This window comes from Massilia sp. P2_C2 (genome assembly GCF_056404615.1).
The window spans coordinates 1-11,134 of sequence record NZ_JBFUDR010000216.1; the positions used below are offsets into that span (position 1 = coordinate 1).

At 65.6% G+C, this 11,134-nt stretch carries 13 protein-coding genes; 5 read left to right on the top strand and 8 right to left on the bottom strand.

Going from position 1 to position 11,134, the window contains the following annotated elements; translation table 11 throughout:
* Window positions 1-65: 65 nt before the first annotated feature.
* The 4 genes from iscU to AC1DYX_RS21595 all read right to left on the bottom strand — a co-directional run bounded on the left by iscU (window position 66) and on the right by AC1DYX_RS21595 (window position 3,517).
* Window positions 66-464: a Fe-S cluster assembly scaffold IscU gene (iscU, locus tag AC1DYX_RS21580; protein WP_413384210.1), complete on the bottom strand. Its 399-nt coding sequence runs from the start codon at window positions 462-464 to the stop codon at window positions 66-68.
* A gap of 39 nt (window positions 465-503) precedes the next feature.
* Complete coding sequence (locus AC1DYX_RS21585; RefSeq protein ID WP_477262617.1) at window positions 504-1,760, bottom strand: IscS subfamily cysteine desulfurase; 1,257 nt, start codon at window positions 1,758-1,760, stop codon at window positions 504-506.
* On the bottom strand, window positions 1,760-2,257 hold the full coding sequence (gene iscR, locus AC1DYX_RS21590; RefSeq protein WP_477262639.1) for a Fe-S cluster assembly transcriptional regulator IscR: 498 nt from the start codon (window positions 2,255-2,257) through the stop codon (window positions 1,760-1,762). The genes AC1DYX_RS21585 and iscR overlap by 1 nt, the downstream gene beginning before the upstream one ends.
* A gap of 489 nt (window positions 2,258-2,746) precedes the next feature.
* Window positions 2,747-3,517, bottom strand: coding sequence for a uracil-DNA glycosylase family protein (locus AC1DYX_RS21595; RefSeq protein ID WP_477262619.1), 771 nt, complete (start codon window positions 3,515-3,517; stop codon window positions 2,747-2,749).
* A 173-nt stretch (window positions 3,518-3,690) separates the two neighbouring features.
* Between AC1DYX_RS21595 and AC1DYX_RS21600 the strand changes: the two genes are divergently transcribed.
* A complete protein-coding gene (locus tag AC1DYX_RS21600; RefSeq protein ID WP_477262621.1) occupies window positions 3,691-4,149 on the top strand; it encodes a CBS domain-containing protein in 459 nt (152 codons plus the stop codon).
* Window positions 4,150-4,213: 64 nt separating this feature from the next.
* Here AC1DYX_RS21600 and maiA read toward each other — a convergent pair whose 3' ends face one another.
* Both maiA and AC1DYX_RS21610 read right to left on the bottom strand, forming a co-directional pair.
* Window positions 4,214-4,858, bottom strand: a complete 645-nt coding sequence (gene maiA, locus AC1DYX_RS21605; RefSeq protein WP_477262623.1) for a maleylacetoacetate isomerase — start codon at window positions 4,856-4,858, stop codon at window positions 4,214-4,216.
* The gene (locus AC1DYX_RS21610) at window positions 4,855-5,880 is read right to left on the bottom strand and encodes a fumarylacetoacetate hydrolase family protein (protein WP_477262625.1); all 1,026 of its coding nucleotides are present in this window, start codon (window positions 5,878-5,880) and stop codon (window positions 4,855-4,857) included. Before AC1DYX_RS21610 ends, maiA begins: the two co-directional genes overlap by 4 nt.
* A 96-nt stretch (window positions 5,881-5,976) precedes the next feature.
* On the opposite strand from AC1DYX_RS21610, the gene AC1DYX_RS21615 reads away from it, so the two are divergent.
* From AC1DYX_RS21615 to AC1DYX_RS21625, 3 genes are all read left to right on the top strand, one after another.
* Entirely contained in the window at window positions 5,977-6,984 is a 1,008-nt protein-coding gene (locus AC1DYX_RS21615; RefSeq protein ID WP_477262627.1) for a LysR family transcriptional regulator, read from the top strand.
* A 32-nt stretch (window positions 6,985-7,016) separates the two neighbouring features.
* Window positions 7,017-7,589, top strand: a complete 573-nt coding sequence (locus AC1DYX_RS21620) for a gamma-glutamylcyclotransferase (protein ID WP_477262629.1) — start codon at window positions 7,017-7,019, stop codon at window positions 7,587-7,589.
* 81 nt (window positions 7,590-7,670) lie between these two features.
* The gene (locus AC1DYX_RS21625) at window positions 7,671-8,219 is read left to right on the top strand and encodes an ankyrin repeat domain-containing protein (protein ID WP_477262631.1); all 549 of its coding nucleotides are present in this window, start codon (window positions 7,671-7,673) and stop codon (window positions 8,217-8,219) included.
* Between the two features lie 33 nt (window positions 8,220-8,252).
* Here AC1DYX_RS21625 and AC1DYX_RS21630 read toward each other — a convergent pair whose 3' ends face one another.
* Window positions 8,253-8,822 (bottom strand): RNA 2'-phosphotransferase, encoded by a 570-nt coding sequence (locus AC1DYX_RS21630; RefSeq protein WP_477262633.1) that lies wholly within the window; start codon window positions 8,820-8,822, stop codon window positions 8,253-8,255.
* A 68-nt stretch (window positions 8,823-8,890) separates the two neighbouring features.
* Window positions 8,891-9,586 (bottom strand): PadR family transcriptional regulator, encoded by a 696-nt coding sequence (locus tag AC1DYX_RS21635; RefSeq protein ID WP_477262635.1) that lies wholly within the window; start codon window positions 9,584-9,586, stop codon window positions 8,891-8,893.
* Window positions 9,587-9,626: 40 nt separating this feature from the next.
* Here AC1DYX_RS21635 and AC1DYX_RS21640 point away from each other — a divergent pair, with 40 nt between their 5' ends.
* Window positions 9,627-11,078 (top strand): deoxyguanosinetriphosphate triphosphohydrolase, encoded by a 1,452-nt coding sequence (locus AC1DYX_RS21640; RefSeq protein ID WP_477262637.1) that lies wholly within the window; start codon window positions 9,627-9,629, stop codon window positions 11,076-11,078.
* The last annotated feature ends 56 nt before the right edge of the window (window positions 11,079-11,134 follow it).

The following is an 11,134-nucleotide window of genomic DNA, read 5'->3' on the forward strand; positions in this document are numbered from 1 at the left end:
TCTCATTTGTCTCATTTGAGGCCACCAGCCTCAAATGCCCACCCTACGCGTCACGCGGTCATCAATTACGCGGCCTTTTCTTCAGCGCCGTGCTTCTGCTTGTAATCGGCAACAGCCGCCTTGATGGCGTCTTCGGCCAGGATCGAGCAGTGGATCTTCACCGGCGGCAGCGCCAGTTCTTCGGCGATCTGCGTGTTCTTGATCGCGAGCGCTTCGTCCAGCGACTTGCCCTTGACCCATTCGGTCACGAGCGAGCTCGATGCGATCGCCGAGCCGCAGCCATAGGTCTTGAATTTCGCGTCTTCGATCACGCCGGCTTCGTTCACCTTGATCTGCAGCTTCATCACGTCGCCGCAAGCCGGTGCGCCGACCATGCCGGTGCCGACGTCGTCGGAATTCTTGTCGAACGAGCCGACGTTGCGCGGGTTTTCGTAGTGGTCCAGGACTTTGTCCGAGTATGCCATGGTAGTAACTCCTTCAGTATTCGTTAGCTTGCGTCGCGCTCAGTGCGCGGCCCACTGGATCGAGTTCAGGTCGATCCCGTCCTTGTGCATTTCCCACAGCGGCGACAGTTCGCGCAGCTTGCCGACCTTTTCCTTCAGCAGCCTGATCGCGAAGTCGATGTCTTCCTCGGTCGTGAAGCGGCCGATCGTGAAGCGGATCGAGCTGTGCGCCAGTTCGTCGCTGCGGCCCAGCGCGCGCAGCACGTACGACGGTTCCAGCGACGCCGAGGTGCAGGCCGAACCCGACGACACGGCGATGTCCTTGATGGCCATGATCAGCGATTCGCCTTCGACGAAGTTGAACGACACGTTCAGGTTGTGCGGGACGCGGTGTTCCATGTCGCCGTTGATGTAGACCTCTTCGATCTCCAGCAGGCCCTTGGCCAGGCGGTCGCGCAGCGCCTTGATGCGCGCGAGCTCGGTGTCCATCTCTTCCTGGGCGATGCGGAAGGCTTCGCCCATGCCGACGATCTGGTGCGGCGCCAGCGTGCCCGACCGCAGGCCGCGCTCGTGGCCGCCGCCGTGCATCTGCGCTTCCAGGCGCACGCGCGGCTTGCGGCGCACGTACAGGGCGCCGATGCCCTTCGGACCGTAGGTCTTGTGCGCGCTGAAGCTCATCAGGTCGACCTTCAGCTCTTCCAGGTTGATCTCGACCTTGCCGGTGGCCTGCGCCGCGTCGCTGTGGAAGATGATGCCCTTCTTGCGGCACAGTTCGCCGATTTCCCTGATCGGCTGGATCACGCCGATCTCGTTATTCACGAGCATGACGGAGACGAGGATCGTGTCCGGACGGATCGCCGCTTCCAGTTGCTCCAGCGAGATCAGGCCGTTGTCCTGCGGTTCCAGGTAGGTCGCCTCGAAGCCCTGGCGTTCCAGTTCGCGCACGGTGTCCAGCACGGCCTTGTGCTCGGTCTTGACCGTGATGATGTGCTTGCCCTTCGACTTGTAGAACTGCGCCGCGCCCTTGATCGCGAGGTTGTTCGATTCGGTCGCGCCCGAGGTCCAGATGATTTCGCGCGAATCGGCGCCGACCAACGCTGCGACCTGCGCGCGCGCTTCCTCGACGGCCGCCTCGGCGCTCCAGCCGTACGCGTGGCTGCGCGAGGCCGGGTTGCCGAACTGCTCGCGCAGGTACGGGATCATCTTGTCCGCCACGCGCGGGTCGATCGGTGTCGTGGCCGAATAATCCATGTAGATCGGGAAATGCGGCGCAGTCGCGAAGCTCTGCTCGATTTTTTTGTCCAAGGGCGCGTTCATCAGTTCACTCCAATATGCTTAGCTTCAGTATTTTCCGACGACGCGTGGCGATGCATCACCACGACGTTCTGTTCTTTCTGCTTCTGCTGGTCGACCAGGTCCTGCAGGGACACGGAATCCAGGAAATCGACCATCTTGGCATTCAGCGTGGCCCACAGTTCGTGGGTCATGCAGCGGGTGCCGCTGGCGGCATCGGCGCCGTGGCAATTTTCCTTGCCGCCGCACTGGGTCGCATCGATCGGCTCGTCGACGGCGATGATGATGTCGGCGACGGTCACCTTGTCCGCACTGCGCGCCAGGCTGTAGCCGCCGCCGGGACCACGCACCGACTCGACGATCTCATGCCGGCGCAGCTTGCCGAACAATTGCTCCAGATAGGACAGCGAAATGGCCTGGCGCTGGCTGATGCCCGACAGCGTGACCGGACCATTGCCCTGGCGCAGGGCAAGATCGATCATCGCGGTAACAGCAAAACGGCCTTTGGTGGTCAGACGCATCACAACCCCGGTTGATTTCCAAGGGAAACGCCGCAAACCTTTGACGGTTTTCGAGGTCCCCCAAACAGTGTTAAAATCTTGCTTCTCTCCAACCAATCCGGCTTTCATCTGTCCCTCAGGACGTTGCTTTAAAGCGGATTAGTTGATCGATTTAGTCAAGTATAGCGTAATTCCCAAGGCTTTGCTTGGCCTCTTCCGACTTCGCCCATCCTATCCACGACATAGCAGACGCATGGGCCCGAACAGCCGCTGCATGCCTTCATGGTGTAAATTCGGGGTCAGAGCCCTTTTTTGGGCAAATGTATTCTGGTCAGATTTCAACCAGCGTGGGCTCGCTTCCAGTTCAGACACAGACACATGCCGCCCCGGTGACAGCCGGCTGATCGGCTTCCGCATCTAGCCGATCAACGCCACGCAAGCCGCTCTTCTGCACATGCAGCGACGTCTACGATCAATTGTCCTGAAAAGTGCTCTGACCCCGAATTTCTGTTAGCGGCGGCGCAGCAGGTGCATCGGCCCGAACAGCCGCTGCATGCCTTCGTGCCGGATGAACGACAGGTTGTACGGGTGTTCCGCGTGGATCTGCGGGAAGTCCGCCGTTTCCGGTACCTTGTTCAATTGCTCGGCGATCTTGCCCCACAAGACCAGCGTCGGCTTGTCCTGCCGCGCCGCCAGCGCCGCGAACACGGCGCGCTGGAACGGCACCCAGGCCCGCGCTTCCTGTACCGGGGGTACGTGCTTGCGGAATATGAGGGCCGCGTTCAGCAGCAGGAATCCATGGCCGAGCAGGTTGTCCTGCAACTCGGCCAGCGTCAGGATCGCGCCATTTGCCCGCGCCGCCTTCGCGACCGGTGCGAGCGCCGCGCCGCCCGTGTCGTCCGCGCTCAACTGACCGTCGGCCACGAGCAGCATCTTCATGAAGTTGCGCAGCGAGGTGGCGCGGTTGACGGGCTTCGACAGGCCCGTATCCGACCACAGCGGCCCCACCGCGCCGTCCATGAAGCACACGCCCGTCGCGCTTTCCTCGCGCGGATACGGCCCCTCCCCCACCAGCACATAGCGCACCGCAGCAAGCGGCAGCGCGAAGGCGGCGAACAGGCGGCCGCCCGTCGGCAGGTAGTGGTCGCCGGCCAGGCCGGGCAGGTAGTCGGGCGTGGCCTGCATCATGGCCTCGAGGCCGGCGACGAGATGGGGACGCCAGGAAGCGTCGGCACGTTGCAGGGCGTCGAGGATGGCGGCGGTGATGGCGTAGTCCGGCATGATATCGGCAGAGGTCAAAAGGAGGCAGATTGTAGCCGGGTCGGGCGCACGCAAGGCCGCCGGCCGGCATTTTTTCCGGGCTGTTCCGCGGGTCAACGTAGCGTCCGACATTCGCGAAAGCGTGCATCATGCATCGCGTCTCAACGCTGTGTGAACATATGGAGGAGGTTCAAATGCAGACGATTCAGGATGTGATGACCCGCGACGTGCAAAGCATTTCGCCGCAAGAAACGGTGCAGCGCGCCGCGCAGATGATGGATGAGCTGAACGTGGGCTCGATCCCCGTTCTCGACGGGCAAAAGCTGGTCGGCATGATCACCGACCGCGACATCACGGTCCGCTCGACGGCGGCCGGCCAGTCGCCGGGCCAGACGCGCGTGGGCGACGTGATGAGCACCGACGTGCGTACCTGCGGACCCAACCAGACCGTGGACGAGGTACTGGGCCAGATGGGCGACGTGCAGATCCGCCGCGTGCCCGTCGTCGACGAGCAATCCCACGAGGTGATCGGCATCGTTTCGCTGGGCGACATGGCGGCCAAGCATTCGGCCGGCGTTGACCATACGCTGGAAGCAATTTCCACGCCCGCCAAACCGGACCGCGCGGGCCGGGGGTCACAGACCCGGCACTAAGGGGTCACCGAGCCGCCGGCACCCACCCGCCGCCGGTGCCATGCCGGCGGCGGGTGGCGCGTCGTCATTCCGCGTCCGGCTGATTGGACGGATGGGCCGCCACGAAGGCCGGGATCTCCACGCAGGCCGCGTTGATGCGCGCGATGTTCGGATAGACGGAAACATCGACGCCGTTGCGCTGCGCATTGAACACCTGCGGCACGAGGAAACAGTCGGCGATGGTCGGCAGGTAGCMGTGACACAGCGGACCYGCGCTGGGATCGCGTGCGAGGTGTTTTTCCAGTACGCCGAGGCCGCTCACGATCCAGTGGCGGTACCACTGGGTCTTGATCTCTTCGGACAGGCCGAGGTCGCGCACCAGGTAGCGCAGCACGCGCAGGTTGTTCACCGGATGGATGTCGCAGGCCACGATCTGGGCCAGCTCGCGCACGCGCGCGCGCCCTTCGGCATCCTTCGGCATCAGCGGGACCTGCGGATACGCGTCCTCCAGGTACTCGAGGATGGCCATCGACTGGGTCAGCGTAATGAAGTCGTCCTGGAAGGTGGGGACGAGGCCGCTGGGATTCATCTTGATGTAGTTCTCCTGCAGCTGCTCGCCGCCGCCGCGCAGCAGGTGCACCGGAACCGCATCGTACTTCAGCCCCTTCAGGTTGAGAGCGATGCGTACCCGATAGGCGGCCGAGCTGCGAAAATACGTGTAGAGCTTCATTCCTTCCTCCCGTGGTAGTGTGCAACCTCCTGGTCGATGGCGCCGAACAGGCTGGCGCCATCGGCATCGAGCATCTCGATACGGACAGTATCGCCGAAGCGCAGGAAAGGCGTGACGGGCGCCCCCTGCTCGATGGTTTCGTACATGCGCAGCTCGGCCAGGCAGCAATAGCCCACGCCGCCGTTGGCGATGCTGGAACCGTGCAGGCTGCCCTGCTTGTTGGACACCGTGCCCGAACCGATGATCGTGCCGGCGCCCAGCTCGCGCGTCTTCGCCGCGTGGGCGATCAGTTGGGCGAAGCTGAACGTCATGTCCTCGCCCGCGTCGGGCCGGCCGAACGGCTGGTCGTTCAACGTCACCAGCAGGGGCAGGTGCAGCTTGCTGTCGCGCCAGGCGTCGCCGAGCTCGTCCGGCGTCATGGCCACCGGAGCGAACGCGCTGGCGGGCTTGGACTGGAAAAAGCCGAAGCCCTTTTCCAGTTCTTTCGGAATCAGGTTGCGCAGCGATACATCGTTGACGAGCATGACGAGCCGGATGGCCTGCGCCGCCTGCTCCACGGACGCGCCCATGGGCACGTCGCCGGTGACGACCGCCACTTCGGCCTCCAGGTCGACGCCCCACTCCTCGGACAGCACCGCGATCGGATCGCACGGGCCGACGAAGGAATCCGAACCGCCCTGGTACATCAGCGGATCCACGTAGAACGACGCCGGCACGTCGGCCTTGCGCGCCTTGCGCACGAGCTCCACGTGGTTGATGTAGGCCGAGCCGTCGGCCCACTGGTACGCGCGCGGCAGCGGCGAGGCGCACTCTTCCTCGAGGAAGGATTCCGCCGTGGCGGACCTGCCTTCGTTCAGCTGGTCGTAGACCTGGCGCAGGCGCGGCGCGACGTGGTCCCAATCGTCCAGCGCCTGTTGCAGCGTGCGGGCGATCTTCGGGACGGCCTGGCAGGTGACCAGGTCGCGGCTGACGACGACGAGGGTACCGTCGCGTCCGCCAGATTTCAGGGTAGCGAGTTTCATGGCGTTTCCTTCAGCGATATGGGTGTTTCCGCCATTAAAGAGTAAAACGGACTATCATACAAACAATATTTTCCGCTCTATTTATCGGACTTTCTGATGAATCCTACCCTGCGCCAGATGCGCGCCTTCGTTGCCCTGGCGAAGACCGGTAACTTTACGCTTGCCGCGCAATACATGCACGTTACACAGTCGGCCTTGTCCGGTTTGATCAAAGAGTTGGAACAAACACTTGGCGTCCGTGTGGTCGACCGCAGTACACGACGCATTGCGCTGACTGACACCGGCAATGAACTGTATCCCCTATTCAGCCAGATGATCGACGACCTCGACCGTGCGCTTGCGAACATTGCGGACCAGGCGCAACTCAGGAAGGGGATCGTGCGCGTGGCCGTGCCGCAGCTGATGGCCTGCACCTTGCTGCCGCAGGTGATCGCGGCGTGGCGCCGGCGCTACCCGGACATCGGCATCCGCCTGTCCGATTTGCCAGTCGAGGCCGTGACGACGCGCGTCCTGTCCGGCGAGACGGATTTCGGCATCGGCCCCGAACGCGACGCCGCCCCGCAACTGGAGGCACGAGCACTGATGGAGATGCCGTTCGAAGCCGTCGTCCCGCCCGATCACCCGCTGGCCACGCGCGACCGCCTCGCCTGGGGCGACCTGGCCCCCTACCCGCTGATCACGTTGCGGGGCCAGTTCACGGAGAGATTGCTGGCCGACATGAGCGACAGCCAGCGCGACGTGACGCTGAAGCCCGCCCACGAAGTCACCTACATGACCACCGCGCTCGCCATGGTGGCGTCCGGTCTCGGCATCACCGTCTGCATGCCTTACGCGGCGCCGCTCGTGCGCCTGCATGGACTGCGCATGCTGGCGCTCGAGGCGCCGGTATTGACGCGCCGTTTTTTCGTCTACACGCGCGAGCAGCGCTCGCTGTCGCCGGCCGCGGCGGCATTCATCGCCTTCCTGTTCGACTGGGTAGGTGCGGCCGGCGAACCGGCGGCCGGCGCCCCGGCGGCCGGCGATCCGGCGGCCGGCGCCCCGGCGACTGCCGACCCGGCGGTGCGTTGCAGCGATGCATCAGACGCCGCTGAACGGCCGCGCTAGAATGGGGGTTCCTCCACCGCTTCCTTTCATCGATGTCCCACAACACCATCGCGGTCAACCAGCGCATGGACAGGTTCGACAAGCACGCCAGCGTCTGGCTGTTCGGCTACGGCTCCCTCATCTTCAAGGCCGACTTCCCCTACCTCGAGCGGCGCCCCGCCAGCATCGTCGGGTGGAGCCGGCGCTTCTGGCAAGGATCGCACGACCACCGCGGCACCGAGACGGCGCCGGGACGAGTCGTGACCCTCGTGCCGGATGCCGGCGTCGTCTGCCACGGCATGGCCTACCTGGTCACGCCGGAGGAATTCGCCCACCTCGACTACCGCGAGAAGAACGGCTACCTGCGCCTGGCGACCGACATCCGCTTCGAGGACGGCGGCAGCGCCGAAGGCCTCGTCTACATCGCCACGCACGAGAACGCGGCCTACCTCGGCCCGGCGAGTGAGCGCGACATTGCGCTACAGATCGCCACCGCGCGTGGCCCGAGCGGACCGAACAGCGAATACCTGCTGGAACTGGCCAGGGCCCTGCGCGCACTCGGCAAGCCCGATCCACATGTGTTTGAGATCGAGCGGCACCTGCAGGAGTTCCAAAGTCGTGTTTGATCCAGAACGAAGCCGCGCTGGCGTGCGCAGGTCGGCTTCGTGATTTAATCCTGTCGAACGTTTGCCAATCAGGAGCCCCCCATGCAGGAGCCGCAACAGTCACCGCCCCGCCCGCCATCTGCCAGCGAACTCGACGAAGACACGCTGGCCTTCGTGCGCAAGGTCTTCCACTTTGCGCGCACCGGGGAGGCCGGCGAACTCGCGACCTTGCTGGGCCAGGGCTTGCCGCCCAACCTGCGCAACGAACGCGGCGACAGCCTGCTGATGCTGGCCTGCTACCACGGTCACGCGGACGCTGCCCGGGTGCTGCTGGAACACGGCGCCGATCCGGAAATCATGAACGACGCCGGCCAGGCCCCGCTCGCCGGCGCCGCCTTCAAGGGCGACATCTCGATCGCCACGCTGCTGCTGGACCACGGCGCGGCGGTCGACAACGCGGGTCCGAACGGCAAGACGGCGCTGATGTTCGCCGCCATGTTCAACCGCGCGGACATCGTCCGCCTGCTGCTGGCGCGCGGCGCCGACCCGTTCCGCCTGGACGCGGACGGCAACGCGATCCTCGACGCGGCGCGCAGGATGGGCGCGGCCGACACGGCGGAGCTGCTGGCCGCGGTGACCAGCGAACGCTGAGCGGTCAGCGGGAGCAGAGGCAGCGGGCCGCACTCATCCGCCGGTGCGACCTGCCCCGTCGTCGACGCTCAGGTAACGCGGCGCGACGGGTCCGGTGAGCCACACGCCATTGTCGGACCGATAGAACACGGTGCCGTCGGCGCGCATGCGTGCCGCGTCGACGCGCAGCACGACGGGGAAGCCATGCCGGGCGCCGACCCTGCGGGCCGTGTCGACGTCGCCCGACAGGTGGACGTGCTGGCGGCTCCCGGCACGCAGGCCGGACGCGAGGATCGATTTCAAAAAGCGGCTCGCCGTGCCGTGGTACAGCACGTCCGGCGGTTGCGCCGGCTGCAGGTCCAGCTCGACGGAAATCGAATGGCCTTGGCTGGCGCGGATGCGGGTGCGGCCCGCGTCGAATGCGAAGCGCTGCTTGTCGTTTTCCGCGACCACGCGTTCCAGCTGGTCGCGCGCGACGGGCTTGCCGTGTTCGGCCAGGCGTGCCAGCAGCACGTCCACGTCGGCCCAGCCGTTCGCGTCGAGCTGCAGGCCGATGCTGTCCGGACGGTGGCGCAGGACGTAGCTCAACAGTTTGCTGGTGCTGACGATCGGATCGTTGATCATGGCATGCCGGGACGGAAAGTCGACAATATGGCGAGCATACGGCAGGTGTGGCCGGCCTGACAAATCCGTCAGCGGCCGCCGCTGCCGGCCTCGCCGTCTTGCCCTTCGGTGACCCGCCCTTTCTCGATTTCCGCCGCCGCACGCACGAGAATCGCCGCGATGCGCAGCTGCTCGTCCGTACCCGCGCCCGCACGCGTCATCAGCGCGCGCTTGAGCGCGTGACGCGCGTCGGACAACTCGGCGGTCCAGGCGCCGCGTCCGCGCGGCCCCTCCTCGCCTTCGGCCAGCGCGCTGCGCATCAGGTCCATCTTCTGCGCCGCCTCCTGCAGCCGTGCGAGCAGCACGTCGACGTGCGCGCGGTTGGCGTCCAGGTGGGCGCGACCTACGTCGGACAGCGCGTAGCGCTTGCGCGTGCCCTCGAGCTGGATGGTCACCCAGCCCAGGTCTTCCATGCAGGCCAGCGCCGGATACATCATGCCCGGGCTCGGTACATAGAAACCGTTCGAGCGCGCTTCCAGTGCGCGGATGAGTTCGTAGCCATGGCTGGGCTGTTCGGCGATCAGGGCCAGCAGCAGCAATTGCAGGTCGTCCGACGACAGCTTGCGTCCGCGCGGCAGGCCGCCATCGTCGGAAAAGCCGAAGCCGCCCGGTCTGCCGCCCCGGCCTGGATGCCCGCCGTGGCCGCCATGGCCGTGACGGGGAGAGAAGCCGGCGTGGCCGTGGTGATGTCCATGGTGGTAATCGTGATGAATGTGGTGTCGCATGGCCACTCCTTTATATCGTAAGATACATCTTAAGATATACATGGTAGTTGACACTGTCAACCATAATCTGCCGTGTGTGAGTGACGCGCTGCCCTTGCGCTACACTGGGCCGCCGGCCGTCGCCGACGTGCCGGAACGACAGTTCATGGAGGAAGGAATGGCGATGGAATGGGAACGCCTGGTATCGACGATGCGCCTGGGCCGCGAGGATGACCGGGGCGACGGCGGCAGCCGCACGGAATACATGCGCGACTGGGACCGGCTCGTGTATTCGAGCGCGTTCCGGCGCCTGCAGGACAAGACCCAGGTCTTCCCGCTGTCGGACAGCGATTACGTGCGCACCCGCCTCACGCACAGCATCGAGGTGTCGTCGGTTGGGCGTTCGCTGGGAATGCTGTGCGGCGAAGTCATCAAGGAGCGCGCGCCGGCGCTCGCGATGGCGCCGCAGGACTTCGGCAGCATCGTCGCCGCCGCCTGCCTCGCCCACGACATCGGCAACCCGCCGTTCGGCCACTCGGGCGAGGCTGCGATCCAGTCGTGGTTCACCGAGCATGCCGGACGCTGGCTCGACGGCCTCACCGAACGCGAACGCCAGGATTTCCTGCGCTTCGAGGGCAATGCCCAAGGGTTCCGGCTCGTTACCCGGCTGCAGAACGCGGTCGACCATGGCGGCTTCCAGCTCACGTATGCCGTGCTCGGCGCCTTCATGAAATACCCGCGCGCATCCGACCTGCCGTCCGCAAAGGACAAGATCAGCGAGAAGAAATTCGGTTATTTCGCGGACGACGCGGCGACGGCCGAGCGGATCGCCAACCGCGTGGGACTCGTGCGCAAGGGCCCGGGCGAGTGGGCACGCCATCCGCTCGCGTTCGTGATGGAAGCCGCGGACGACATCTGCTACGGCATCGTCGACCTCGAAGATGGCCACCGGCTGGGCCGCGTTTCGTTCGACGAGGCGCGCGGCCTGCTGTGGCCCATCGCCTTTCCGGGCAGCGCGGCCGAGAGCCTGTCGTACCGGCAACTCGCGGACGACACGGGCCGCGTGGAATACCTGCGCGCCCGCGCCATCGGCCGGCTGGTGGCCGCCGCGCTGGACGTCTTCCGTGCGCACTACGACGCGATCATGGAAGGCCGCTTCGAGCAGGACCTCGTCAGCGCGTCGCGCTATGCCCAAGAACTGAAGGCGATCGCCACGCTGTCGCGCGAGCGCATCTACGCGACGCCTTCCGTGCTGCAGATCGAGGCAGCGGGCTTCGAGATCCTCGGCGGCCTGCTGGGCAAGATCGTGCCGGCGCTCGCCAAGCCGGAGACGGAACGCTCCGCGGCCGACCGCAAGATCGCGCAAATCATCCCGCAGCAGTTCGGCCGCGGCGCCACGCCGTACGCCCGGCTGCTCGGGGCGACGGATTACATTGCCGGCATGACGGACAGCTTCGCACTGAAGCTRTTCCGGCGCCTGCACGGTATCGAATTGCCGGGCACGATCGTCTGAGCCGCCGGGCCCGGCGGTCCGGCGGTCCGGCGGTCCGGCGGTCCGGCGGTCCGGCG

Excerpts from the sequence above, each read along its gene's own strand:
- iscU (WP_413384210.1), bottom strand. The coding sequence starts at position 464 with ATGGCATACTCGGACAAAGTCCTGGACCACTACGAAAACCCGCGCAAC.
- AC1DYX_RS21585 (WP_477262617.1), bottom strand. The coding sequence starts at position 1,760 with ATGAACGCGCCCTTGGACAAAAAAATCGAGCAGAGCTTCGCGACTGCG.
- iscR (WP_477262639.1), bottom strand. The coding sequence starts at position 2,257 with ATGCGTCTGACCACCAAAGGCCGTTTTGCTGTTACCGCGATGATCGAT.
- AC1DYX_RS21595 (WP_477262619.1), bottom strand. The coding sequence starts at position 3,517 with ATGCCGGACTACGCCATCACCGCCGCCATCCTCGACGCCCTGCAACGT.
- AC1DYX_RS21600 (WP_477262621.1), top strand. The coding sequence starts at position 3,691 with ATGCAGACGATTCAGGATGTGATGACCCGCGACGTGCAAAGCATTTCG.
- AC1DYX_RS21610 (WP_477262625.1), bottom strand. The coding sequence starts at position 5,880 with ATGAAACTCGCTACCCTGAAATCTGGCGGACGCGACGGTACCCTCGTC.
- AC1DYX_RS21615 (WP_477262627.1), top strand. The coding sequence starts at position 5,977 with ATGAATCCTACCCTGCGCCAGATGCGCGCCTTCGTTGCCCTGGCGAAG.
- AC1DYX_RS21620 (WP_477262629.1), top strand. The coding sequence starts at position 7,017 with ATGTCCCACAACACCATCGCGGTCAACCAGCGCATGGACAGGTTCGAC.
- AC1DYX_RS21625 (WP_477262631.1), top strand. The coding sequence starts at position 7,671 with ATGCAGGAGCCGCAACAGTCACCGCCCCGCCCGCCATCTGCCAGCGAA.
- AC1DYX_RS21630 (WP_477262633.1), bottom strand. The coding sequence starts at position 8,822 with ATGATCAACGATCCGATCGTCAGCACCAGCAAACTGTTGAGCTACGTC.
- AC1DYX_RS21635 (WP_477262635.1), bottom strand. The coding sequence starts at position 9,586 with ATGCGACACCACATTCATCACGATTACCACCATGGACATCACCACGGC.